The sequence below is a fragment of the Mycolicibacterium wolinskyi genome (assembly GCF_002101965.1).
Lineage (GTDB): Bacteria > Actinomycetota > Actinomycetes > Mycobacteriales > Mycobacteriaceae > Mycobacterium > Mycobacterium wolinskyi.
Window position 1 is genome coordinate 620,311 of record NZ_LQQA01000030.1, and the last position, 22,937, is coordinate 643,247.

At 66.1% G+C, this 22,937-nt stretch carries 19 protein-coding genes and 1 pseudogene; 13 read left to right on the plus strand and 7 right to left on the minus strand.

Annotated elements, in window-relative coordinates:
- Nucleotides 1-2: 2 nt before the first annotated feature.
- Both AWC31_RS26720 and AWC31_RS26725 read right to left on the minus strand, forming a co-directional pair.
- Nucleotides 3-290, minus strand: a complete 288-nt coding sequence (locus AWC31_RS26720) for an acyl-CoA carboxylase subunit epsilon (protein ID WP_085147058.1) — start codon at nucleotides 288-290, stop codon at nucleotides 3-5.
- A gap of 23 nt (nucleotides 291-313) precedes the next feature.
- Entirely contained in the window at nucleotides 314-1,942 is a 1,629-nt protein-coding gene (locus tag AWC31_RS26725; RefSeq protein ID WP_085147060.1) for an acyl-CoA carboxylase subunit beta, read from the minus strand.
- Between the two features lie 116 nt (nucleotides 1,943-2,058).
- Between AWC31_RS26725 and AWC31_RS26730 the strand changes: the two genes are divergently transcribed.
- The 4 genes and pseudogenes from AWC31_RS26730 (at nucleotide 2,059) to AWC31_RS26745 (ending at nucleotide 7,057) form a co-directional block, all read left to right on the plus strand.
- On the plus strand, nucleotides 2,059-3,186 hold the full coding sequence (locus AWC31_RS26730) for a PucR family transcriptional regulator (RefSeq protein WP_234817004.1): 1,128 nt from the start codon (nucleotides 2,059-2,061) through the stop codon (nucleotides 3,184-3,186).
- Between the two features lie 117 nt (nucleotides 3,187-3,303).
- Nucleotides 3,304-3,861, plus strand: a pseudogene (locus AWC31_RS26735) (nuclear transport factor 2 family protein).
- Complete coding sequence (gene casI, locus AWC31_RS26740; RefSeq protein ID WP_085147062.1) at nucleotides 3,858-5,522, plus strand: steroid-22-oyl-CoA synthetase; 1,665 nt, start codon at nucleotides 3,858-3,860, stop codon at nucleotides 5,520-5,522. The pseudogene AWC31_RS26735 and the gene casI overlap by 4 nt, the downstream one beginning before the upstream one ends.
- Nucleotides 5,519-7,057, plus strand: a complete 1,539-nt coding sequence (locus tag AWC31_RS26745) for an FAD-binding protein (protein ID WP_085147064.1) — start codon at nucleotides 5,519-5,521, stop codon at nucleotides 7,055-7,057. Before casI ends, AWC31_RS26745 begins: the two co-directional genes overlap by 4 nt.
- Here the strand turns inward: AWC31_RS26745 and AWC31_RS26750 are convergent.
- Nucleotides 7,020-7,631, minus strand: a complete 612-nt coding sequence (locus AWC31_RS26750; RefSeq protein ID WP_085147357.1) for a TetR/AcrR family transcriptional regulator — start codon at nucleotides 7,629-7,631, stop codon at nucleotides 7,020-7,022. The two genes, AWC31_RS26745 and AWC31_RS26750, sit on opposite strands and share 38 nt — an antisense overlap.
- Nucleotides 7,632-7,726: 95 nt before the next feature.
- On the opposite strand from AWC31_RS26750, the gene AWC31_RS26755 reads away from it, so the two are divergent.
- Nucleotides 7,727-8,854 carry a 3-ketosteroid-9-alpha-monooxygenase, oxygenase component gene (locus AWC31_RS26755; protein ID WP_085147358.1) on the plus strand — a complete coding sequence of 376 codons (1,128 nt, stop codon included), beginning with the start codon at nucleotides 7,727-7,729 and terminating at the stop codon, nucleotides 8,852-8,854.
- Here the strand turns inward: AWC31_RS26755 and AWC31_RS26760 are convergent.
- Nucleotides 8,847-10,181: an MATE family efflux transporter gene (locus AWC31_RS26760; protein ID WP_085147066.1), complete on the minus strand. Its 1,335-nt coding sequence runs from the start codon at nucleotides 10,179-10,181 to the stop codon at nucleotides 8,847-8,849. The two genes, AWC31_RS26755 and AWC31_RS26760, sit on opposite strands and share 8 nt — an antisense overlap.
- Nucleotides 10,181-11,323 (minus strand): glycosyltransferase, encoded by a 1,143-nt coding sequence (locus AWC31_RS26765; RefSeq protein WP_264051906.1) that lies wholly within the window; start codon nucleotides 11,321-11,323, stop codon nucleotides 10,181-10,183. The genes AWC31_RS26760 and AWC31_RS26765 overlap by 1 nt, the downstream gene beginning before the upstream one ends.
- Nucleotides 11,324-11,343: 20 nt before the next feature.
- Between AWC31_RS26765 and AWC31_RS37545 the strand changes: the two genes are divergently transcribed.
- Nucleotides 11,344-11,511 (plus strand): hypothetical protein, encoded by a 168-nt coding sequence (locus AWC31_RS37545; RefSeq protein ID WP_165766060.1) that lies wholly within the window; start codon nucleotides 11,344-11,346, stop codon nucleotides 11,509-11,511.
- A gap of 472 nt (nucleotides 11,512-11,983) precedes the next feature.
- Entirely contained in the window at nucleotides 11,984-13,225 is a 1,242-nt protein-coding gene (locus AWC31_RS26775) for a hypothetical protein (RefSeq protein WP_085147072.1), read from the plus strand.
- Between the two features lie 12 nt (nucleotides 13,226-13,237).
- On the opposite strand, the gene AWC31_RS26780 is transcribed toward AWC31_RS26775, so the two are convergent.
- The gene (locus tag AWC31_RS26780) at nucleotides 13,238-14,824 is read right to left on the minus strand and encodes a right-handed parallel beta-helix repeat-containing protein (protein ID WP_085147074.1); all 1,587 of its coding nucleotides are present in this window, start codon (nucleotides 14,822-14,824) and stop codon (nucleotides 13,238-13,240) included.
- A 266-nt stretch (nucleotides 14,825-15,090) separates the two neighbouring features.
- Between AWC31_RS26780 and AWC31_RS26785 the strand changes: the two genes are divergently transcribed.
- From AWC31_RS26785 to AWC31_RS26795, 3 genes are all read left to right on the plus strand, one after another.
- Nucleotides 15,091-16,176, plus strand: coding sequence for a glycosyltransferase (locus AWC31_RS26785; RefSeq protein WP_085147076.1), 1,086 nt, complete (start codon nucleotides 15,091-15,093; stop codon nucleotides 16,174-16,176).
- Nucleotides 16,177-16,407: 231 nt separating this feature from the next.
- Nucleotides 16,408-17,736, plus strand: a complete 1,329-nt coding sequence (locus AWC31_RS26790; RefSeq protein ID WP_067843463.1) for a UDP-glucose dehydrogenase family protein — start codon at nucleotides 16,408-16,410, stop codon at nucleotides 17,734-17,736.
- Nucleotides 17,737-17,947: 211 nt separating this feature from the next.
- On the plus strand, nucleotides 17,948-18,508 hold the full coding sequence (locus AWC31_RS26795; RefSeq protein WP_165766061.1) for an SGNH/GDSL hydrolase family protein: 561 nt from the start codon (nucleotides 17,948-17,950) through the stop codon (nucleotides 18,506-18,508).
- 4 nt (nucleotides 18,509-18,512) lie between these two features.
- Here the strand turns inward: AWC31_RS26795 and AWC31_RS26800 are convergent, their stop codons facing one another.
- The gene (locus tag AWC31_RS26800; RefSeq protein ID WP_085147080.1) at nucleotides 18,513-19,886 is read right to left on the minus strand and encodes a tyrosine-protein kinase domain-containing protein; all 1,374 of its coding nucleotides are present in this window, start codon (nucleotides 19,884-19,886) and stop codon (nucleotides 18,513-18,515) included.
- A 405-nt stretch (nucleotides 19,887-20,291) separates the two neighbouring features.
- On the opposite strand from AWC31_RS26800, the gene AWC31_RS26805 reads away from it, so the two are divergent.
- Genes AWC31_RS26805 through AWC31_RS26815 form a run of 3 tightly spaced genes read left to right on the plus strand, consistent with a single transcriptional unit; the run spans nucleotide 20,292 to nucleotide 22,915 of the window.
- Nucleotides 20,292-21,050, plus strand: a complete 759-nt coding sequence (locus tag AWC31_RS26805; protein WP_165766062.1) for an SGNH/GDSL hydrolase family protein — start codon at nucleotides 20,292-20,294, stop codon at nucleotides 21,048-21,050.
- A gap of 9 nt (nucleotides 21,051-21,059) precedes the next feature.
- On the plus strand, nucleotides 21,060-22,382 hold the full coding sequence (locus AWC31_RS26810) for an O-antigen ligase family protein (protein WP_085147084.1): 1,323 nt from the start codon (nucleotides 21,060-21,062) through the stop codon (nucleotides 22,380-22,382).
- Complete coding sequence (locus tag AWC31_RS26815) at nucleotides 22,379-22,915, plus strand: hypothetical protein (protein ID WP_085147086.1); 537 nt, start codon at nucleotides 22,379-22,381, stop codon at nucleotides 22,913-22,915. The genes AWC31_RS26810 and AWC31_RS26815 overlap by 4 nt, the downstream gene beginning before the upstream one ends.
- Nucleotides 22,916-22,937: the final 22 nt, after the last annotated feature.

Sequence of the window (22,937 nt, forward strand, 5' to 3'; positions counted from 1 at the left end):
TTCTAGCGCCGCATGTGGGTGCGTTCCAGCAGCGTGACTCGCTGCCAGCTGAACAACGCGTAGCGCAGCTTGTCGACCGGGTGGCCCCACAGGTTGCGCTCGCGGGTACCCGGCTCGACGGCGCCGCCACCGGCGGCACCGAGGACAGCCATCAATGCGGCCATCTCCTCGGCGGTCGGCTCACCCCGAAGCACCTTGATGTGGGCCTCGTGGTCTTCTTTCGCACCGTCTGTTTCGGGCACGGTCGCCTCGTTGTCGGTCACAGTGGCTGAATCGTTCGCCCCGCTCACAGTGGCTGAATCGTTCGCCCCGCTCACAGTGGAATGTTCCCGTGCTTCTTCGGCGGCGTCTGCACGATCTTGCGCTCCAGCAGCCGCAGGGCGGTCGCGACGTAGCCACGGGTGTGCGACGGCGGGATGACCGCGTCGACGTAGCCGCGCTCGGCCGCGATGTAGGGGTTGACCAGCGTGTCCTCGTAGGTCTGCTGCAGCTCCAATCGGAGGGCATCAACATCACGGCCGTCCTTCGCCGCTTCTTTGAGCTCAGAGCGGTACACGAAGCCGACCGCGCCCGAGGCACCCATGACCGCGATCTGCGCCGTCGGCCACGCGACGTTGACGTCGCAGCCCATGTCCTTGGAACCCATGACGCAGTACGCGCCGCCGTAGGCCTTGCGGGTGATGACGGTGATCTTTGCGACCGTGGCCTCGCCGTAGGCGTAGAGCAGCTTGGCGCCGCGGCGGATGATGCCGTTGTACTCCTGGTCGGTGCCCGGCAGGAAGCCCGGCACGTCGACGAGCATCACGATCGGGATGTTGAAGCAGTCGCAGGTCCGGACGAACCGGGCGGCCTTTTCCGAGGCGTTGATGTCGAGGCAACCGGCGAACTGGGTGGGCTGGTTGGCCACGATGCCGACCGGGCGACCCTCGATGCGGCCGAACCCGATGATGATGTTCTGGGCGTAGCCGGCCTGGATCTCCAGGAACTCGTCGTCGTCGAGGATGCGCGAGATGACCTCGTGCATGTCGTACGGCTGGTTCGGCGAGTCCGGGATCAGCGTGTCGAGCTCGAGGTCCTCCTCGGTGAGGTTGTCCTCGATGGCGCCCTCGGCCGGCGGCACGGGGTAGTGCGGCGGCTCGGCGTAGTTGTTGGGAGGCAGGTAGCTCAGCAGGTCGCGGACGTAGTCGAAGGCATCCTGCTCGCCGGAGGCGACGTAGTGCGCGGTTCCCGACTTCGACTCATGGGTGTGGGCGCCGCCCAGCTCCTCCATGGTGACGTCCTCGCCGGTGACGGTCTTGATGACGTCAGGGCCGGTGATGAACATCTGGCTGGTCTGATCGACCATGACGATGAAGTCGGTCAGCGCGGGGGAGTAGACGTGGCCACCGGCCGCGGCGCCCATGATCAGCGAGATCTGGGGGATGACGCCCGAGGCGAGGATGTTGTTGCGGAAGATCTGGCTGTAGAGGCCCAGCGAGACCACACCCTCCTGGATGCGGGCGCCTGCGCCGTCGTTGATGCCGATCAGGGGACGGCCGGTCTTGATGGCCAGCTCCTGCACCTTGACGATCTTCTCGCCGTAGACCTCGCCGAGGCTGCCGCCGAACACCGAGGCGTCCTGGCTGAAGATGCAGACGTCGCGGCCGTCGATGGTGCCGTAGCCGGTCACCACGCCGTCGCCCAGCGGACGGTTGGCTTCGAGCCCGAAGTTCTTGCTGCGGTGGCGGGCGAGCGCGTCGAGTTCGACGAACGAACCCTCGTCGAGCAGCGCGTAGATCCGCTCGCGGGCGGTCAGCTTGCCTTTCGCGTGGACCTTCTCCACGGCGGCCTCGCCGACGGGATGCAGCGTCTCCTCGGCCCGCCTCTTGAGATCGGCCAGTTTGCCTGCAGTGGTGTGGATGTCCACCTGATGCTCGGCGGACGGCTCGGTAACGCTCGTCATGGGTGACGATGGTATCCGCATACATAAGACAGGTCTAAGAGAGGTGCGTGTCACCGGCGTGGTGACTTCACCGAAACCTGCGGTACCGGTACGGCGTATCCGACTAGTCTCAGCCGGTGGGCGCGGGTCTGATACGCATCTCGGAGCTCGCGTTCGACGCCGACTCGGTGCTGCGGATCGCCGCGGTGTTCGACGAACTGGTCGAATCACGCGCCAGCTCAGAGCGGGTCATCGAGGTGGCCGCCGCCGTCGCCGGATGCGGCGTCGGCGCGCGGTGGGCGTCCGGTTCGGTAGTTCGCTGCGGCCCGGCGGGCGGGTCGGTGCGAGGCTGCGAGGCCGCGGCAGTGGCGGTATTCGACGAACCCGAGGTCTGGCTGGATCGCCGGGGTGATGCGACGCCGCTGGACCGGGTACTGCTCGATCGGCTTCGGCATGCCCTGCGCGCCGGGACGATGCTCTCCGACGCGGCGTTTTCGTTGCGGATCGACGATCCCGCGTTGCTCGAGGTGGCGCTGTCGCCCACGGCTCAGCGGGAAGAGCGGGCTCGCGCCATCCGGCTGCTCGGCCTCGACGAGAACCGACCGGTACGGGTGCTCGCGGTGTCGGCGACGTCGCCGCCCGAGGCATTGCAGATCATCGCCACGCAACTTCCCGGCCAATCGATCCGTACCGCGCGCATCGGCAACACCACCGCCGTGGTGTGCCAGGGCGGGTGCGACACCCGCGAACTCGCCGACGGGCTGGAAGCCGAGATCGTCGCCGCGTTCCCGGCGCCGATGGCCGCGCAGGCCGACCGGGGTCCCTGGGTCGGCATCGGGTCGGGCTGCAATGTGTTCGCCGCTCCGGCGTCGTGGCAGCAGGCGTTGCGGGCCCTGCGGTTCGCATCCTCGACCGGCTACGGCAGACGCGCCGTGGCATACGAGCGGCTGAGCGCGCTGGAACTGCTGGCCGAGCTACCGCTCGACGGAGTGCGGGGTAACCGGGATGTCGCCCGGATCAACGAGATCGCTGCCACTCCGGCCGGGGCGCTCGAAGTGCAGACGGCAGAGGCGTTCTTCGTGTTCGGCTCACTGCGGCGCACTGCCGCCGAACTCCACGTGCACCACAGCACAGTCGCGGCCCGCCTCGCGCACCTGTCGGATCAAATGGACTGGGACCTCGACGATCCAATGGACCGCTTCCTGGCCACCTTGGTTCTCATGGTTCGGCGCATCGCGCTGTCGTCGGCCGAGCTCACCGAATGACCCGACAGGCGTCGGCTCGATCGGCGCCATCGCGCGACGCGCGGCGGGTGATCCGGCGACGGCATTCGGTGACGATTGCCGTGCAGCCCGAACCAATGCACAGACAGGGAGGCCGCCATGGCCGTCATCGATCCCACCCGCACGTGGCAACCGCTCGAAAAGCGGCTGGCCGCAACGACAAACGAGCGGCACCGGGTGGTCCTGAGCACCGTCATCGAACACATGAAGGCCGAGGCCGTGCCCGACCTGGGTCGGTTGATGGCCACCCTGGCACCCGCGCCCGAATAACACTTCTGGAGTTCAGGCACCGAGGACATCGGGCCCAAGACCAAGCCGGGTGTACGTCGTTATTACGAGGCTTTCGTCGCGGGCCGCACCAACATTCTGGAGTTCGAGATAACCCGGCTCGTCGTCGACGATCACTGCCTGGTCACCGAAGGCTTTCTCAAGCAGATATATCCCGGTGCCGCGGCGGCCGCGATCGGGGTTCCAGTCGACGACGAGACCGGTGATTATCTTGTGGTGTTTCGTCAATTGCTGTTGTGGCCGATCGACGCGGATGGTTTGGTGCTGGGTGAAGACTCGTACTGTCCTGGGGTGGTGAGTGTGACCAAGTTGTCTCGCGAGCAACTGCCGCAGGCCTATATCGACCTCGTGCACGCCACCGCCCGATGACCGATTCAATCGCCGAGATGCTGCTCGACCGGGTCGGTGACGAGCGGCTGGGTCTGCGCACGCGCGGGCAGGACTGGACGTGGGACGCGGTGGTGCACGAGTCGGCGGCCCGTGGCGCGTTGGCCCGATCGCTGCGCCGCGACGGCCCCTTCCACATCGGCGTGCTGTTGGAGAACGTCCCGGACTTCGTGTTCTGGCTGGGCGGTGCCGCACTCGTCGGCGCGACCGTGGTCGGTATCAACCCGACCCGGGGCGCGGGCGAGCTGACAGCCGAAATCCGCCATGCCGATTGCCAATTGATCGTCACCGACACCGCGGGCGCTGCCCGGCTGCGCGACCTCGACCTCGGGCTCGCCGCGGACCGGTTCCTGGTGGTCGACTCGCCCGAGTATGTGTCGCTGCTCGACGCGCACCGGGGTGCGCCGATGCTCGCGTCCGGGATCGGCGCGGACACCCTGATGCTGCTCCTGTTCACGTCCGGGACGACGGGTACGTCGAAGGCGGTCAAGTGCAGTCAGGGCCGGCTGGCCCGGATCGCGCACGCCGCCACCGAGAAGTTCGGTCATCGCCGACAGGACGTCGAGTACTGCTGCATGCCGCTGTTCCACGGCAACGCGATCATGGCGCTGTGGGCACCGGCCCTGTCGGTCGGCGCGACGGTGTGTCTGACCCCGTCGTTCTCGGCTTCGGGATTCCTGGACGACGTGCGGTACTTCGGCGCGACGTTCTTCACCTACGTGGGCAAGGCGCTCGCTTACCTGATGGCCACCCCGGAGCGGCCAGACGATGCGGACAATCCGCTCGAGCGTGGATTCGGCACCGAGGCCTCCCCAGAGGATCAGGCCGAGTTCCGCCGCCGGTTCGGCGCCGAACTGTACGAGGGGTACGGGTCGAGCGAGGGCGGTGGCGCGGTGGCGCTGGCGCCGGACGCACCGGCCGGAGCATTGGGGCGGCCGGCCCACGCCGGTGTCGCGATCGTGGATCCGGATACGTTGCGTGACTGTGCGCCAGCGGTTTTCGACGAGCATGGCCGGGTGCTCAACCCCGACGATGCGGTCGGGGAGATCGTCGACAAGTTCGGAACCCGCACCTTCGAGGGCTACTACAACAACGACGAGGCCAACGCCGAACGGATCCGCCATGGCTGGTACTGGACCGGTGATCTGGGCTACCTCGACGCCGACGGATTCATCTACTTCGCCGGCCGGCGCGGTGACTGGATCCGGGTGGACGGCGAGAACACCTCGGCGTTGACGATCGAGCGCGTGCTGCGCCGCCACCCCGCCGTGATCGCGGCCGGTGTGTATGCCGTTCCCGATCCCCGGTCGGGGGACCAGGTGATGGCGGCGATCGAGGTCGCCGACCCGGACGGCTTCGACGCCGGTGTGTTCGCCGCGTACCTGGCCGCCCAAGACGATCTCGGCGCCAAGGGAGTGCCGCGGTTCCTGCGGGTATCACGCAACTTGCCGGTCACCGGGTCCAACAAGGTGCTCAAACGCGAACTGCAGCAACAGCGTTGGCATACCGACGACCTCGTGTACCGGTGGGTGGGACGTGGGGCCCCGGTGTATCGGGCGATGGATGACGATGAGAAGCGTTCGTTGGACGAGGAGTTCGCCCACCATGGGAGGCAGCGCTACGTGATGACGTGGGCCAAATGAACTGGGATGAAGTATGTGACGTGCTGGTCGCCGGCTCGGGCGGTGGTGGCGTCACCGGCGCCTACACCGCGGCACGCGAAGGGCTGAACGTCGTCCTTGTCGAGGCGACCGACAAATTCGGCGGCACCACAGCGTATTCCGGCGGCGGCGGGATGTGGTTCCCCTGCAACCCCGTTCTGCTGCGGGCCGGTGCCGACGACACCATCGACGACGCGCTCGAGTACTACCACGCCGTGGTGGGCGACCGGACGCCACGCGAGTTGCAGGACACCTACGTGCGCGGCGGCGCCCCGCTCATCGAATACCTGGAGGCCGACGCCAACCTCAAATTCTCCGCGCTACCGTGGCCGGACTATTTCGGCAAGGCGCCCAAGGCCCGTGCCGACGGGCAGCGCCATATCGCCGCGCGGCCGCTGGCGGTGGCCAAGGCTCCACATCTGCGGGAGCTCGTGCGCGGCCCGCTGGACGCCGACCGGCTCGGCGCCGAACAACCCGGCGACTACTTCGTCGGTGGGCGGGCCTTGATCGCCCGGTTCCTCAAAGCCATCGAGCAGTACCCCGACGCCTCGCTGCAACTCGACACCGCCGTGGTCGAACTCGTGCGTGACGGCGCCCGGGTCACCGGTGCCGTCGTCGAGTCGAAGGGGCGCCGCAGGACCATCCAGGCGCGCCGTGGCGTGCTGCTGGCGACCGGTGGGTTCGAAGGCAATGCGGCGATGCGGCAACGCTATGGCGTGCCCGGCGATGTCGCAGACACGATGGGGCCGTGGGGCAACCTGGGGAAGGCGCACGAGGCCGCGATCGCCATTGGCGCCGACGTCGACCTCATGGACCAAGCCTGGTGGTCGCCGGGCCTCACCCACCCGGACGGGCGGTCGGCGTTCGCCCTGTGGTTCACCGGCGGCATCTTCGTCGACCAGAACGGGCAACGCTTCGTCAACGAGTCGGCCGCCTACGACCGGATCGGCCGCGCGATCCTGCCGCGGCTCGCCGACGGCTCGATGACGCTGCCGTACTGGATGATCTACGACGATCGTGACGGCCTGGTCCCGCCCGTCAAGGCCACCAACGTCTCGATGGTGGAGCCGCAGCGCTATGTCGATGCCGGCGTGTGGCACAGCGCCGACACCCTCGCCGAGCTCGCGGCCAAGATCGGCGTTCCCGCCGACAATCTGCACGAGACCGTGTCCAGGTTCAACGAATTCGCCGCCACCGGCGTCGACGCGGAGTTCGGCCGCGGTGACGAGGCCTACGATCGGGCGTTCTCGGGCGGCGCCTCACCGCTCGTCGCCATCGAGAAGGCGCCGTTCCATGCCGCCGCGTTCGGGATCTCCGATCTCGGCACCAAAGGCGGATTGCGCACCGACACGGCCGCCCGGGTGCTCGACACGTCGGGCACGGTGATCGACGGGCTGTACGCGGCGGGCAACACCATGGCCGCGCCGAGCGGAACCGCTTATCCGGGTGGCGGAAACCCGATCGGCACCAGCATGTTGTTCAGCCACCTCGCGGTGAAGGACATGCTGGCGCGATGAGGGGTGCGGTCAACATGGCCGCGAGCATCCCCACGATCTCCTCGGGATCCTCGGGAGTTCGGTCGGCATCCTGGGACTGGCGCTCGCGTTCGGCGATGAGCGCGAACATCGCGGTCGCGACCGCACTGACCCGGCGATGCTGAAGCCGGCGGTCGGACGTCGGCACGGCGTGCGACAGCGCGTCGAGCACCCGCGGCCACGCCGACTCGCCGGCACGCTGCGGTTCAGCGGGCAATCGGGGGCGCACGACGTCGAGAAACCGTGCGTAATGCGTTGCCTCGACGTTCACCAGCGGTAGCACCAGGACTCGTAGCAATGCGTGGACATCGGCGCTATCGCGGTCGCCGAGCTCGCTCAACATCTGTTCCCGCTCGATCTCCATCGGTAGCAGCCGGCGGGCCACGACCGCGTCGACGAGCTCTTGCCGATTGCGGAAGTGGTAGTTGACCGCGGAGTTGTTGCGTTGCCCTGCGGCAAGGGCGATCTCACGCAGCGGCACGTCGTATCCGTGCTCGGCGATGAGCCGCTCGGCCGCGTCGAGCAGCTCGGCCTTCGCGCGGGATCCACGGGTCACGGACAGCAATGATACGAGCCGGGTCTTCACATTTTTAAGCATCTGCGCTTAAATGGTGGGGTGCCGCCGGGGCGCGCTCGAGGAAAGGAATGCCGATGAGCGATATCCGGGAGATCGACGCGGGCACGGCGATGACCCGATTCGCCCGCGGCTGGCATTGCCTCGGTCTGGCCGATGACTTCCGTGACGGGCAGCCCCACGGCATTGAAGCGTTCGGGACCAAGCTCGTGGTGTACGCGGATTCGGCCGGGGCGCTGCACATACTCGATGCGTACTGCAGACACATGGGTGGCGACCTGTCTCGCGGATCCATCAAGGACGACAACCTGGCCTGCCCGTTCCACGACTGGCGCTGGGGCAGCGACGGGAAATGCAAACTCGTACCCTATGCCAAGCGCACCCCGCGCCTGGCCCGCACCCGGAAATGGCCGACGCACGAGGTCAACGGTCAGCTGCTGGTGTGGCACGACCCGGAGGGTTCCACGCCGCCACCGGAGCTCATCCCGCCGACCATCGAGGGTTACGCCGAAGACATATGGTCACCGTGGCAATGGAATTCGATTCTCATCGAGGGTTCGCACTGCCGTGAGATCGTCGACAACAACGTCGACATGGCCCACTTCTTCTACATCCACCACGCTTACCCGACGTACTTCAAGAACGTGATCGAGGGTCACACCGCCAGCCAGTACATGGAGTCCAAACCGCGGCCCGACTACACGGCCAATCCGGACAGGCTGTGGGACGGCACGTATCTTCGTTCCGAGGCAACGTATTTCGGCCCCGCCTACATGATCAACTGGCTACACAACGACCTCGGTCCCGGCTTCACCGTCGAGGTCGCGCTGATCAACTGCCACTACCCGGTCACGCACGACTCGTTCGTACTGCAGTGGGGCGTTGCCGTGCAGCAGATGCCGGGTCTGCCCGCCGAGAAGGCCGCCAAACTCGCTGCGGCGATGGGCCGTTCGTTCGGTGACGGCTTCCTCGAAGACGTCGAGATCTGGAAACACAAGACCCGCATCGACAATCCGCTGCTGACCGAGGAAGACGGCGCGGTGTATCAGCATCGCAGGTGGTATGAGCAGTTCTACGTCGACCTCGCCGACGTCACGCCCGACATGACCGACCGGTTCGAACTGGAGGTCGACACCACACACGCCTTCGAGCTCTGGCAACAGGAAGTGGAAGACAACCTTGCGCGGCGCGCGTCCGTCACCTAGTCCTGGCCGCGGTCCGGACCAACTCGTCGTCGAGGACGTCGATGGTCGGCCACGGCCTTGCGGGATCGTGCGCAACCGAATTCTGTGACGGCGCTTGCGGTGCCGGCCGAGTGGTGGGTTGCCGCCGGCTGGCGCGGCCGACGACCACCAGGCCGATGAGCGCCATCAGCCAGCACGACACCGCCAGCGCGGACGCCACGGCGACGAGCGTGCCGACGGCCAAAGCCGCCACCGCGGCCGCGCCCAGCTGCAGGGACACGTGCAGAGCCCGCAGCTGGAACAGCTTGCGTCCCATGCCTTGTGCCTGCAGCCACGAGTAGAGGCCGACGATCCAGCAGTTGGCGGCGCACTCCAGGCCGATGAACGGCACGGCGGTGATGGCCGATTCCCACGTCTGGCCGAGTATCCACCCACCGGGAGTGGGCACGGCCATCACGAGTGCCGTGGCTGCGATGGCCAGTGTCGAGGTGATCGACGAGGTCTTCACCAGAAGCCGCCACTGCGCGCGCGGCGAGGCCGAGGTTCGGCGTACGTGCGGGACGAACACCATGGGCACTGCCATGATGAGCATCATGATGGGGCCGAACAGACTGCTGGCCCCACGCAATCCACCCGCGACGTCGGCACCGGCGATCACGGTCACCAACCCCGCCGTGGCAGCGGTTGACAGCGCGACCGTCGCGTAGGTGGCGCCGAACCGAATTCGGGCCGGTGAGTACATCTTCCACCACGAGCCGATCCGATCGAGGTGTGGCCTGATCGGCGTGCCGGCCACTAGCACAGTGGCCGAGAGCAGACCGAGCGCGCCCCAGAGCAGAATCGCGGTCTCGACGGATACGCCTGCGCCCGCGATGTTGGCGGCGAACAACCCCGCCATCCCGAGTGCCCATGCGGCATCGGCCACGACGGCGACGAGTGGACGTCCAGATGCGATCGCCGGGTATCGAGCGACGTCCTGCGCCAGCACGACCGGGATGACGACCCCGAGAGCAACCGCCATCGCGACATCGCCCGCGGCCCATCCGACGGCGAGGATCGCCATGACCGCAGCGGTGCCCGAGAGGATCGAGAACGCGGTCGCGTAGCCGCCTTCGGCCAGTATTTCCCGCTTCGACAGATTGCTGACCAGTAGAACCGGGGTTCCCACCGCGCCTCGGTTGAATCCGATCCAGGCCATCACGATGGCAATCTGCAAAGACACCACGCCGAATTCGGACACGGTCGCCACCTGCGCCAGAACGAACAACAGCAGTGCGTTGCTGGTGCTCGACAGCAGCTGGTCGATGGTCGTCCACAGCGCCGCTGATCCGTCGGCGGGGCGGGTCATCACACGTCCAGACCCTGGTATATCGACTCCAGTCGGGCGGCGACGCTGTCACTGCTCAACTCGGCCTTGACAGCCGCGGCGCCGCGCTGACCCATCTCCTCGGCTTCGGTCGGATTCGCGAGCAGGTAGCTGACCGCCTCGTGGATCGACTCGGCCGTGCCGCTCACGCAGAGCCCGCAATTGTGGCGCCGAACGAAATTCGCGAGGCCGCCGTCGTCTCGAATCACGACGGGTGTCCCCACCGAGAGCGCCTCGGCGACGGTGAGGCCGAACGGTTCCCGTTCGGCGGGGAGAACGTAGACCGACGCGCGGCTGAGGCGTTCGTTGACGTCTTCCGGCGGTAACCCCGGTTCGCGGACCAACAGGTTCTCGCCGAAACCTTCTTCGCGCGCGACGTCGATGACGCGGTCGACGGCTGTTTCGGCGCCCTGGTTGATGCCGACGATGGCGAATCGGGCCTTCATGCCGCTGCGCAACATGTCCAGGGCCGCTTCGGCGAAGACCTCGGGATGCTTGCGCTTGTGCAGGCGCGACAGGAACAGCACCTCCGGGATGTCATCGCTTCGGCCGTTGCGGGCAGCGGCGTAGTCGGATGCCGGTGGGACACCGTTGGGCAGGAGTTCATAGTTGCAGTCCGGGCCGACGATCTCGATGAGGTCGGCGTGCTCGCGTTCGTCCAGACAGAGAATCTCAGCGGCGTCCCTGAGCAGTTTGTTCGTCCACACCCGATCTATGACGGGGGCCAGGCGATGGCTTCGCGCACGGATCATGCCGTGCGTCTGACAAACGTAGGGAATCCGCAGGCGCCGCAGTTGAAGCGCGGCGGGCAGTGTCACGAGGTCTCGGCCGAGATGGACGTGGGCGATGTCGAACTGGGAGGCGTTGGCGTTGATCCACGATCGCATCCTCGGCGCCCACGTCGAGGCGAAACCCAGACCCGGGACCGAGCCCATCGACGCGAACAGTTCCGCGGGCACCGAGCCGAGCTGCGTCGGCCGGTGCGGAAAGCCCGACGCTGCCGCGGCCACCTTGACGGTGTGGCCGCGTTGATGGAGGGCCGCAGTCTGGTTCATGGCGACCCGTACCGGGCCGCCGTACGCTCCGTCGGGAGTTACCAGAGCGACAATATGCAGGATCCTCACCAACGGGAACGCTTACCCGGATGAGCCCACTGGACCTCGCGGCGCGCAGTGAGCGAATCTTCCTGCCGCACGGCATCGTTGCCCGAAATCACGCGGTGGCTACCGGCAGGCGCCGGAACCGCGGCCTGACCGAGTCGGCCGGTACCCCGTGCGGCCACGGCGTGGCCCGCGTCCCGGTGCTCGGGTAGATCGGTCAATATCGTTGCACTCCAACGGTTGTTGATGAGCGTCCCCGGCGGCACCGACGAGCCGGACGGCGTCGGGCCGGGTGCGCGACGAACCCACCCGGTGCCTTCGCCCTGCCGATGCGCGCGCATGGCTACTTTGCCGTAGAGCCGACACATGGCGATACCGCAAATGCTGAGCGCTCATGCGCACAGACATATTTCGGCTGGATTCGATACGCTGTCGTCGCCAAAATAGCTTTGCTCCCCCTGAGCGCCCCGTACCTATGAATACGCCTCGACCTTGGCACATTCCCACCCTGTCCGCCAGTCAAACAGACTGCGGCGCGGTGTGTTCGCCAGGGGCAGCGGGTTTTCGGCGACCCATCGCCTGGAAGTTGCTACGATACGAAGCCGGATTGCTTCGCAGCAATCGAGGGGGCGGGGGACTGCAGTGAAGATCCGGCACGGTCGAGTTCGAGTTGGGCCGCTTGACATGGAATTCGCCGGTGCGCGGGTATGGGTACTGATCGGCCCCACGCCGGCCGATGCCGGTTCCTATCACGCGGTACTGTCGCGGATCGCCGAGGGCGGCCCGGCAAACCGCGTCGGTTTACAGCCGCAACGTGACCGGCGGGATTGGCGGTTCGAACCCCGATTGCCGCGGTCGGTCGTCGCCGGCGACATCGACCTCGATCCGACCGACGTCGACGCCACGATGACACAGTTGGCGAGCCGGACCGTCGACCAGCCGATCGTTGCCGGCAACATAGCCGGTCACCTGGCCCTGTGTATCGACCACGGGATCGGGGACGCTCACGCGATCGCCGAGATCGCTGCCGCTCTCACCCGGCCAGGTGCTCCGTTGCCGTCAGGATATCTTCCGCCGCAACAAGATCTGAACGTCACAAGACCGCTTGCCCGGGTGGCTTACCGAATGCTCGCGGCCGGCCCGGTAGGCATCGCCCGTGACGTCACCCACGAGTTGAACGCGGCGAAAACCCGCCGTGCTGCGAGCGAAACAGCTGGCCGGAGTGGGGGAGTGCCGTCCGTGTCACCGTCGTCGGGATACTCGACGATCTTTATCCGGAGCCAGCCCGGCTTCCTGCCCGCGGTGCGGGAACTACGCGACCGTCGGTATCGCGGTACCTCCGTCGCCACGTTGGTGTTCTACGCGCTCCGCAGAAGTCTCGCGCAATGCCTTGAGGATTGCGGTGCGCACCTGGCCCCGACGACCGGCCTGCTGACCGACCTGCGCCGGTATCTGCGTCCCGGGGAGGCCACGCTGGCGAACCTCTCGATGGTCGCCCAAGCGGTGACGCCGCGCGGCCAGACACTTGCCGACTTCGGCTCGAGCGTCACACGCGCGACCGGCGCACACTCCAGTTATCCAGCCACGAGAACGCTTGCGGTGTGTGCGATGAGGGCACTGCGCCCACCGGCGCGTGCACTCGGCCCTGGTGTTGCCGACGGGCGTGACGGCAACATCGAGGTCACATTCTCGGACGTGTCCCGGCTGCCTTCCCTGCGAAAGTTCCAGTACCGCAGTGACAGTCGTGACCGCATCACGGCGGTGGCATTGCCGCCAGGGGCCCGCAACCAATTGACCATCGCGCTCGTCACCGTGGGCGACGAACTGCAGCTGACCGCGACGTACTTTCCCGACGTCATCCCCGCCGAGCCCCTGCGGGCGGCATTGAATCAAGGACTGACGTTCGACGTGCTGGCGACCGTTTGAACACGGCGCGAGCTACGGCCCGAACTCGCAATCCTTGAGTGTGGTGGTGTCGTTGGCGCGAAAGATCGACATGGTCTGCGTTGCGCTCGGCAGTGCGACACAGTCCTCGATGAAAGCCCGCACCGAGGGATCGATACCGGAGTCTTTGAGGCCGCGGTCGAAGTTGTCGACGAGCTGGCAGCCCTTGATGTGCACGTCGACCGAACCCGCGTAGTCGATTCCACCGCTGGCAGTGCCGGATTGGCCGCTGTTCGCAACGCGCGCGCCGTCGATGCGATGGTCCCTGCCACGGACATTCACCCCGGCGTAACCGGCTTTCGCGAACTCACCGCCTTCGATCACGACATTGGCCGACGTGCTCTTGAGTGAGACGGCGTGCAAACCGTTGCCCTCGGCGCGACAGTTGTTCAACACGACATGTTGGGCACGCATCTGGTAGCCGCAGACTTTCGGGCCGCCACCGAGGGCGGTGCAATTGTTGAAGTGGATGTGTCTGCCGAACTCATGGGTGTCGAATACCGAGTAACTGTCGGACCCGCCCGTGCCGGTCGAGTCGTTCACCTCGACGTGCATCGGGCCGCCCCAGTACTCCTTGCCGGGGCGTTCATCGGCCAACGTCGTGAAGATGTGCCGAGTGCCTTGGCCGCTCAGGTGATTGGCCACCAGATGTGTGGTCGACCCCGCCGCGGCGAGCCCGTACCCGTACGAGTTCTCGACGCTCGGCAGGCCGTCGGCCAGCAAGCCGTCGACGCCCGCGTGGTACGCGTCGAGCAAGATCACCCCGCCGGTCATGTTGTGGAGTTCGATATCCCGTAGCTGCACGCCCAGCGATTTCTCGAGCTTGATCGCGTAGGTGTGGCTGACGCCCGGTCTGACACCCGGGCCGGATTCGAACCGCAGGCCTGTCAACACGATGTCGGTGACGGGCGTGACCCGGAAGAAGCGCGCGTTGTCCTCTGGCAGGTAGGTGTATTCGAGCGGGGTGTCCACGTGGACGACGTCCCCCTCGACGGTGCTGACCTGCCGGATCTCGCGGCAGAAACCGATGCCCAGACCGGGATCGCGGTAGCCGACGATCTCGACGGCTTGACGTGTCGATTCGAGGCCGATCAGGTCGCCGGTCTTGAACGCGTCGCGAAATTCGGGTGGCAACGTGATGAACTGGCTGCCCTCCGGTTGCGGGACGGTCAGAGCGCGCTTGGAGCCTTCGGTTCCGCTCGCATAGAAGACCGCGGTGCCGCGCTGCGCGTCGACGGCGTTGACTTCGAACACCGCTCCGGGATCGCATTCGATTCGGGTGCCGGAGGGCAGCACGATGCGGTTCGATCCGGACTGGCCGCTCTCGCCGATCCGGTAGCGGCCCTTGGGAAAGCGTATGGGGTGTTGCCCGCCGAACTCCTTCACCACGGCCTGGATCGCCGCGCGGACGTCGTCTGCTCCGGTGTTGGACACTCCATGTTCCACAACGTTGACTGTCGATCCGGCCTCTGCCGAACTCTCGGCGCTTGCGCCCGGAATCCCAAGGGCGTTCATCGCGTATGCACCGACAGCGCCGGTGACACCCAGGCGCAGCACACTGCGCCGGTCCAGATTCGGCATGACCCCATCATGGCACTCGTGCTGCGTGGACGCGGGTTCGGCGACATGCCGCCCCGGCCGTCGGCGCTACATGCCCGCGGCCCCAGCGCTTTCCGAAAACTGACGGTAGAGTCTGCGGAAGCGGCGGGGGCATACGTTATGCCGCATGGATAACGCTGCTTTCCAAAGATCAGTCATGAGCGGCAAACAGGGGGAGCTATGACGGCAGATGCCGTTGATCGGAGCTCGTCGGTCGGGCACGGCCTGGACAACGGTTGGCGCGTCGGATGATTCGTGCGGCCGTGATCACCGCGGGTTTTCCAGACTACCGACGCAACTTTCTCAGCGAACTGCGCGACGCCTTCGCCGAGAACGGCGACGAGCTAGTTCTGGTGGGCGGTGACGTGTACAGCGATCCGACAGTTCGCAGCGCGGAATTTGCCGGTGTTGTGAAACTGCGCAACCGTCACTGGCTTGGCCGTCGAATCCTTTGGCAGCCAGGCGCACTCAGATATCTCGACGGGCTGGACGTGGTCGTCGTCGACCTGAACCCCCGCTCCCTCACGGCGTGTCTCGTCCTGTTGATCAGCAAGGTCAAGCGCACCCGGACGCTGGTGTGGGGCCACATCCTTCCGAGGGCGGGCGCCTCGGCCAGAACGGTGCCGATTCGCCGCGCGATGCGCCGCTTTGCCGATGGCGTGATCAGTTACACGTGGACCGACGCTGAGCTGGTACGCACCGAGGATCCCGGCACCGATGTCTGGGTGGCCTCGAACGGTCTCTACCGGGCGTCCGATCTGGGGTGGGACCCGACGACCCCGCGCACGGACACCATCTACGTCGGCCGCCTCGAGCCCGCGAAGAAGCCGGAACTGTTGGTGCGTGCCTTCGCGCATGCGCGCGACCGCCTGCCCGCGGACGCGCGGTTGCGCATCGTCGGCGACGGCTCGCTTCGCGGCCGGCTCGAGGAGCTCTCGGGCGAACTCGGTATCGGTGCCGACGTGATCTTCCCGGGACACGTCTCGGATCTGGAGCGTCTGCGCGAGTTCTATTCGACCGCAGTGGTTTCCGCGTCGCCGGGCTATGTCGGGCTGAGTCTGACGCAAAGCCTGGGTTTCGGAGTGCCCATGGTCGTGGCCGATGACGAGCCGCACGCTCCCGAGGTCGAACTGCTGAACGACGTCACGGGTTTGTACTTCACGGCCGGCAGTGTCGAATCGCTGGCGGACAAGCTGGTCGAGGTCTACACCAAACCGGAGGCCTGGGACCACGAAGCGATCGTCCGCCAGGTGCAGAACACGTACTCATCGAGCGCGATGGCGGACGGGTTCCAGCGGGCACTGCGGGGAATCTCGCAAGATTCCCAGGTGTGACGAAGTGTGCCGCGCGCTTGCCGGCATGGTCAACGACGGCATGTTTGCCAAACTTGGCGCATCACGCGGATGTGTTGGAAATGGTTGTGCGGCTGGCGGTTAACGCATCTCTCCGACATGTGGAGAAGGGCCGGAGCCGGTAGTGTGTGACACGTCGTCGGCTCGGCTTCGACAGGGCGTTCGTGCGGTGAGGCCGGGACGCCACAGGGGATTCGTGGGGGGCAGGGGCATATGAGAATTGCGGTACTTGGCACGGGCTATCTGGGTGCGACCCACGCGGCCTGCATGGCCAGCCTGGGGCACGACGTGCTCGGTGTCGATGTGGACGAGGCGAAGCTGGCCAAGCTGCGCTCGGGGGAGATGCCGTTCTATGAACCCGGTCTGGACGAACTGACACAGGACATGCTGGCATCGGGCCGGTTGCAGTTCACCTCGTCGAACGCCGAAGCTGCCGCATTCGCCGACGCGTTCTTCATCGCAGTCGGTACGCCGCAGAAGCGCGGCGAGTTCAGCGCAGACGTATCGGCGATCGACAGCGTGGTGCGAACGCTCGCACCGATGATCGACCGGCCTGCGGTCATCTTCGGGAAGTCCACGGTCCCGGTCGGAACAGCCGAGCGGTTCCGGCGGCTCGCGCAGGAACTGTCGCCGGCCGGCGAAGACCTTGAATTGGCGTGGAACCCGGAATTCCTGCGCGAGGGTTATGCGATCAAGGACACCTTGGAGCCCGATCGCCTCGTTCTTGGCACCTACGCCGACGGCGACGGCCGTGCCGAGACGGTTGCGCGGGAGATCTACGCTCAACTGCTCGAGAACGGCGTGCCGTTCATCACGACGGACCTGGCCACCGCCGAGCTCGTCAAGACCTCGGCGAATGCCTTTCTGGCCACCAAGATCTCGTTCATCAACGCAGTCGCTGAGGTGTGTGAGGCGGCTGGGGCCGATGTGGTGGAGCTTGCCGACGCGATCGGTTACGACCATCGCATCGGCCGTGCGTTCCTGAACGCCGGGCTGGGATTCGGTGGCGGCTGCCTGCCCAAGGACATTCGTGCCTTCATGGCGCGGGCGGGGGAGCTCGGCGCCGATCAGGCGCTGACCTTTTTGCGCGAGGTCGACAACGTCAACATGCGCAGGCGGACGCAGATCGTCGAGATGACCCGCAACGTATGTGGTTCGCTGCTGGGTGCCCGGGTAGCCGTGCTCGGTGCGGCGTTCAAGCCGAATTCCGATGACGTGCGTGACTCGCCCGCGCTCAATGTGGCAGGGCAGCTGCAATTGCAGGGCGCCTCGGTGCTCGTGTACGACCCGAAGGCTATGGACAACTCCCGCAAGCTGTTTCCCACGCTGGACTATGCGACGTCGGCCAAGGATGCGTGTGACCGTGCCGATGTCGTGCTGGTGCTCACCGAGTGGTCCGAGTTCCGTGAGCTGGATCCCACGCGGCTGGCGTCGGTCGTACGTCATCCCCGGGTGATCGACGGCAGGAATTGCCTCGACCCCCAGGCGTGGGTGAACGCGGGTTGGCAGTACCGCGGATTCGGGCGCCGGAAGTGTGCCTGAGTCGCAGACACCGTTGAACCGGCGTTCGGCCCAGCGCCGGCCAGTACGTCTCGCGCTGCTGGGGGTCGCCGCCGCAGTGTTGCTTCCGGTCGGCGCGTGTAGCGCGGACGCTGTCACTCCCACTGCTCGCTGCACTGCTGGTGACTATTCGTCCGGGCCGCTCGCCGGCGCTCAGCAGAATCCTGTTGCCCCGGATGTCAAGGGGGTGGCGGTGATTGGAGACTCGTACACGAGCGGTGCCGGCGCCAAACCGTGGCCCGGCCTGGTGTGGCAGCGCCTGGCTGCCGAGGGCATCAAGGTCGACGCGCACGTGGGCGGCGAGGGCGGATCGGGCTATGTCACGCCAGGCAAGAAAGGCACAACCTTCGTCCAACGCGTCGCGGGCACCGTGACCGGAGACGACCAACTGGTGGTCTTCTGGGGTACCCGCAATGACCGTGGCACCGATCCCGATGTACTCGCAACGGCTGTACACGAGGCGCTGCAGCAGTCGATACAACGGGCACCGCACGCACGGCTCCTGGTGATCGGCCCGGTGTGGCCGAGCGCCCCCGCGCCGCAGGAAATCGTGCAGGTACGTGATGTGGTGTGCGAACAGGCGCGTCGGGCCGGCGCTACCTTCGTCGATCCGCTCGAACAGGGTTGGCTGGTAAGCCGCCCGGACCTCATCCAGGCCGACGGCGTCCATCCGAACGACGCCGGCCAGCAGGTCCTTGCCGACAAGATTGTGTCGTTGATCAAGGACCAGCTGGCCGGGCCGGTGTCGAACTAAATCCTCAGTGCGCGTTCACCTTGATGGGTGCGCGGCCGCTGCTGACGGTCTGGGATTCCCCGAAGACGAAACCGAGCAGCTTCGCCCGGACCGCTGTCAACCGCTTGCGGCATTCGGCGAGATCGGCGGTGGACGAAATGCTCGGACGAACCACGACGACGACGCCGTCGGCCAGGCCGACGATGGCGTCGGTGCCGGCATTTGCCAGCAATGCGGGGGAGTCGACGATCACGTAGTCGAACTGCTCTGCCAGCTCACGGATCAGTGCGCTGAAGGCCGTTGACACGAACAGGTCGTCGGGGTGGTCGACATCTTTCTGACCCGCCCCGAGCACGGCCAGTGTCTGCAGACCGGTGACGCCACGCTGAACCGCCTCACCGAGCGGAACCCGGCCGTGCAGCACATCGGTCAGGCCGGGATGTTCGGTGGCGCCGACCCGTTGGTCGACCTGGGGGTCGTCGATGTTCGTATCGACGACGACAACCGAGCTGTCGCCCTTGGCCAGCGTCGCCCCGACGTTGACCGCAACGGTCGTCTTGCCCTCGCCGGCTCGTGCACTCGTCACCGCCACAATGGGATTCGGCTTGTCGTGCAGTGCCAGCATCAGCTGTGAGCGCAAGCCGCGGAAGGCCGTGACGGCGGCGGTGGGCTCGCCGTCCAGGTCGACGAGACGCCCGTCCTGGAGCTCGTCGTCACCCGGCACGATCGCCAGTGGTTGCGATCCAAGCGCGATCTCCGCATCGGTGACGTTGCGGATCTTCTTGTTTCTGGCTTCTCGTGCCAGGACCAGAAGCGCACCGACAACAAGGCCGATCATCGCCGCTACGATCACGTTGACCTGGGTGGTGGGTACCACCGGTGTGCTCGCGACCGTCGCAGGCGTCACCACCGTGAGCTTGCCGGTCGGCTCGTAGCCGCTGCCGGGCACCTCGAGGGTGGACACCGCCTTGATCATGGAGTCGGCGATCGCGGCCGTGAACCGTTGGGCCACTTCGGGATTGTTGTCGCGGCCGTAGATGGTCATCAACACCACCTGCGGGTTGATGTCAACGCCGACCGCCTGGCGTGCTTGTTCGAGCGACCAGTCCAAGCCTGCCGATTCCACTGCGGGCGCGAGGATCGCATCCGAGTAGAGAAGCTGTGCGTAGCTTCCGACGCGTTCCTGGGATGCCTTGACGGTGTCGTAGGCGGTCGGGCTGACGGTACCGCCCGACGTGATGAACAGCGTTGTACTCGCTTCGTAGACGGGCTTCTGCAGCATCGAGATTCCGAGCCCGCCGAGTCCGAAAACAATGGCAGTGCCCAGTATTAGGACCCACCCTTTTGCGAGAACCGTAAGAATGTTGCGCGGAGTCGGGCCCGCAACGTTATTGAGCATTTCTTGTCGTCTCCCCCGGGATTTCCCACTTCAGACACTGTGATTGTCCGTGAATGCACTTTCCCGGCAATGACGATACAGCCTCCTGTGCTGTCGTGCTGGCCGAGGAGTGGCCTCCAAAACGGTGCCATCAACTGCGGCGTTGCCGTCGAACGGGGCCTTCGTGGGCGCGAAACCCGTTCTGCTGGGCCGGGAACCAGGCGGCGTGGAAATGTGGCCGACAAACTGTCATTCGTAGCCAGTGCGCCGTACGGAGAAGCAATATGCCGGTGAGCGCGATATCGGGGTGTTTGCATGCGGTTGCTGGTATTGCACGGCCTGATTCACACCCGACAAGGGCCCAGATCAGGTTGTATCTTTAGGCCACGCATCGATTTTCGAGCGGTACTTTGGGGGACGCTTCAAATGACTTCTGGTTCTCTGCGCGGCCGCTGGCTCGCGGGCTTGCTCATCGTCATCGGGGTGGTGGCGCTCGCCGGCGGGGTGGCGTGGGCGAGTGCCGGCAATCGGGTCGAAACATCGCCGCCGGCGCGTGTTCAACTCGAGCCACCGCCGCCGCCGGAACGCCCGGCGCTTGCGGTGCTGGGCGATTCGTTCTCGTCGGGTGCCGGTGCCGACTGGCAGACCGGCTGGGTTCAGCTCGTCGCGGATTCGATGTGCTGGACGGTGTTGCCGGCGTCGCGGCCGCGCGGGATCGGCGCGCAGGGCGGCACGGGCTACACCACCGCGGCCGCAGATATCGGAAAGCTCCGGTATGGCGATCGTGTCGACGCCGTCATGGCGGGCAACCCTCAGATCATCCTGGTGCAGGGCGGAATCAATGACCGCGCTGCGAGATCGGAGGCGATCACCGAGGCGGCGGCCGAGACGTTCCGCGCCGTGAAGGCGAAGGCGGGCGATGCGGAGTTCATCGTCATCGGCCCCGTGGCGCCGCCGGATCCGACCATCCCGCCCGAGGAATCCGCCCGAGTATCCGGTGCCATCGCTGCTGCTGCGCACAACGTGGGTGTGCCCTACATCGATCCGGTCGCCGAACGTTGGCTGACGAATCCGGCGATGTGGAGCCCCGACCATACGAACCCGAACCGTGAAGGTTACCGGGAATACGCCCAGCGGCTCGTCGACAAGTTCGTACAGGCCGGCGTGAAGCCGAGCTGCGGATAGGGCGGCGAGATGACGACGACACTCGAGCCGGCGGAGGCGCCGGCACCGCAGGAGGCGAAGCAACCGGTACCGCTCTCGCCGCTGTTGGTCCGTCTCGCCATCGCGCCGCTGCTTCTTGCGGCGTTCACGTCCACCATGGCGATCTTGAATCTCGCCGGGCCGGTTTCGTTCGGCGACTTCTTCGTCGGACTCTCACTGCTCACCCTGCTGCCACTGGTGATCATCGGCAGACGGGGTTTCACCATTCCGGCATGGATGTTCATCCCCGCCGTGGTGATTCCGATATGCGTGCTGGTACGTCAGATCGACCCGCCACCGTACTTCTGGCGAGTGTTGCGGCTGCAGGTTCAGCAGTACCACCCGGAGAGCTTCGGCAAGGCGATGCTGTGGCTGGCGGCGATCTACATCGTCCCCATCGCGGTCATCGCAGCGTCGAGGATCGAACCGAGAGTCGTGGAATGGGTGATGGGTGCCTACGCTGCCGGCGTCACGGTGTCCTGCGTCGTGGCCTTCACCGACCTCATCGGGCTCACGCACGTGAGAACCGAACTCGATTATGCGGCAATCACTTACAGCTGGTCCGACCGACGGTTCTCCGGGCTGTCCGATCACCCGAACAACCTCGGCTACACCATTCTGATCTCGCTGCCGTTCCTCATCTACTTCCTGAGCAAGATGCGACAGAAGTGGATACCGGGCCTGGCGCTCGTGATCATGGTCTGCGGGCTGCTCGCCACCGGATCCCGCAGCGCCCAGGGACTCGCGCCGTTGTGCGTCCTGGCGGCAGCCATGTGCCTGCCGAACAGGCGTGCGGCACTTCGGGTGGTCGCAACGGCGTTCGTGGGCATGGTGGGGGTCGGGGCGGTTCTGCTCTTCACCGTGCTGGCCGACAAGCAGGCCGACATCCTGAGATTCACCGGTGAGGGTGCCGGCGGCGCCGAACGCGCGAACGAAGCCCGGTTGACCCTCTTCCAGCAGGCGCTCAACGACTGGATGACATATCCGATCTTCGGTGCCGGGATCCGACACGTCACCGAGGCGCACAACATCACGCTGCAGCTGCTGGCTGCCGGAGGAATCGTGTTGGCGGCCGGGATGATCGCCTACTTCGCGTTCGTCTTCCGGGACTGCTGGCGGCTCATCAAGGGCGGCAACTATTACGCTCGGTTCCTGTTCATCTCGATCGCGACCTGGTTGATCGCGGGTCAAGCCGGGACATACCTGACGGGCCCGGAGATGTACTACACCGTCGGCTGTGTGGCCGCGCTCACCGTCGCGACCGTGCTGCGACCGGTGGATGACAACGCGGAACTGACGGCGGTACGCACATGACACAGGCGGAGAAGGGTGAAACGCCCGGCGTAACCGAAGAAGTCACCGAGGGCGCACCACGGAAATCTGCGCTCTGGGGTTGGGCGGTGCTTGCACTGATCGTGCTCGCGCTGCCGGTGCAGGCCGCGTGGTACACGTTCACGTCGTCCGAGCCGTACCCCGCGTTGACGCAACCACCGTTCAAAACCGTGCCCGGCGCCGACGGCACGCTGTCCGGACGCACCGAGACGCTCGCCGCGGTACTCGCGGATGGATCGTCGGTTCCACTCGACGCCGACGAGTTGTTCTCCGACAGCTGGAATCAAGGCTCGTTCGTGATCGACGCGATCGCGTCGCAATCCGAGATCGACAGCCGGTCGCGTGCGATGCTGCGCGACGAGATCGGCAGGCATGTGCCTGCGGGTGCCGACGTCGCATACCTGCGGGTGGTCACCCAGGAGCGGGAATACCGGCTGAGCGAGAACCGTGCGTACCCGATCTCGGACGCCAAGACGACGGATATTCCGCTGGGGGCGTCGAATGGTGCTCGGTAGACGGCAATTCGACGCATGGTTG

What these genes read in the sequence shown, in the direction of transcription:
- AWC31_RS26725 (WP_085147060.1), bottom strand. Translation starts at nt 1,942, where the DNA reads ATGACGAGCGTTACCGAGCCGTCCGCCGAGCATCAGGTGGACATCCAC.
- casI (WP_085147062.1), top strand. Translation starts at nt 3,858, where the DNA reads ATGACCGATTCAATCGCCGAGATGCTGCTCGACCGGGTCGGTGACGAG.
- AWC31_RS26745 (WP_085147064.1), top strand. Translation starts at nt 5,519, where the DNA reads ATGAACTGGGATGAAGTATGTGACGTGCTGGTCGCCGGCTCGGGCGGT.
- AWC31_RS26755 (WP_085147358.1), top strand. Translation starts at nt 7,727, where the DNA reads ATGAGCGATATCCGGGAGATCGACGCGGGCACGGCGATGACCCGATTC.
- AWC31_RS26760 (WP_085147066.1), bottom strand. Translation starts at nt 10,181, where the DNA reads ATGACCCGCCCCGCCGACGGATCAGCGGCGCTGTGGACGACCATCGAC.
- AWC31_RS37545 (WP_165766060.1), top strand. Translation starts at nt 11,344, where the DNA reads ATGAGCCCACTGGACCTCGCGGCGCGCAGTGAGCGAATCTTCCTGCCG.
- AWC31_RS26775 (WP_085147072.1), top strand. Translation starts at nt 11,984, where the DNA reads ATGGAATTCGCCGGTGCGCGGGTATGGGTACTGATCGGCCCCACGCCG.
- AWC31_RS26780 (WP_085147074.1), bottom strand. Translation starts at nt 14,824, where the DNA reads ATGCCGAATCTGGACCGGCGCAGTGTGCTGCGCCTGGGTGTCACCGGC.
- AWC31_RS26785 (WP_085147076.1), top strand. Translation starts at nt 15,091, where the DNA reads ATGATTCGTGCGGCCGTGATCACCGCGGGTTTTCCAGACTACCGACGC.
- AWC31_RS26790 (WP_067843463.1), top strand. Translation starts at nt 16,408, where the DNA reads ATGAGAATTGCGGTACTTGGCACGGGCTATCTGGGTGCGACCCACGCG.
- AWC31_RS26800 (WP_085147080.1), bottom strand. Translation starts at nt 19,886, where the DNA reads ATGCTCAATAACGTTGCGGGCCCGACTCCGCGCAACATTCTTACGGTT.
- AWC31_RS26805 (WP_165766062.1), top strand. Translation starts at nt 20,292, where the DNA reads ATGACTTCTGGTTCTCTGCGCGGCCGCTGGCTCGCGGGCTTGCTCATC.
- AWC31_RS26810 (WP_085147084.1), top strand. Translation starts at nt 21,060, where the DNA reads ATGACGACGACACTCGAGCCGGCGGAGGCGCCGGCACCGCAGGAGGCG.
- AWC31_RS26815 (WP_085147086.1), top strand. Translation starts at nt 22,379, where the DNA reads ATGACACAGGCGGAGAAGGGTGAAACGCCCGGCGTAACCGAAGAAGTC.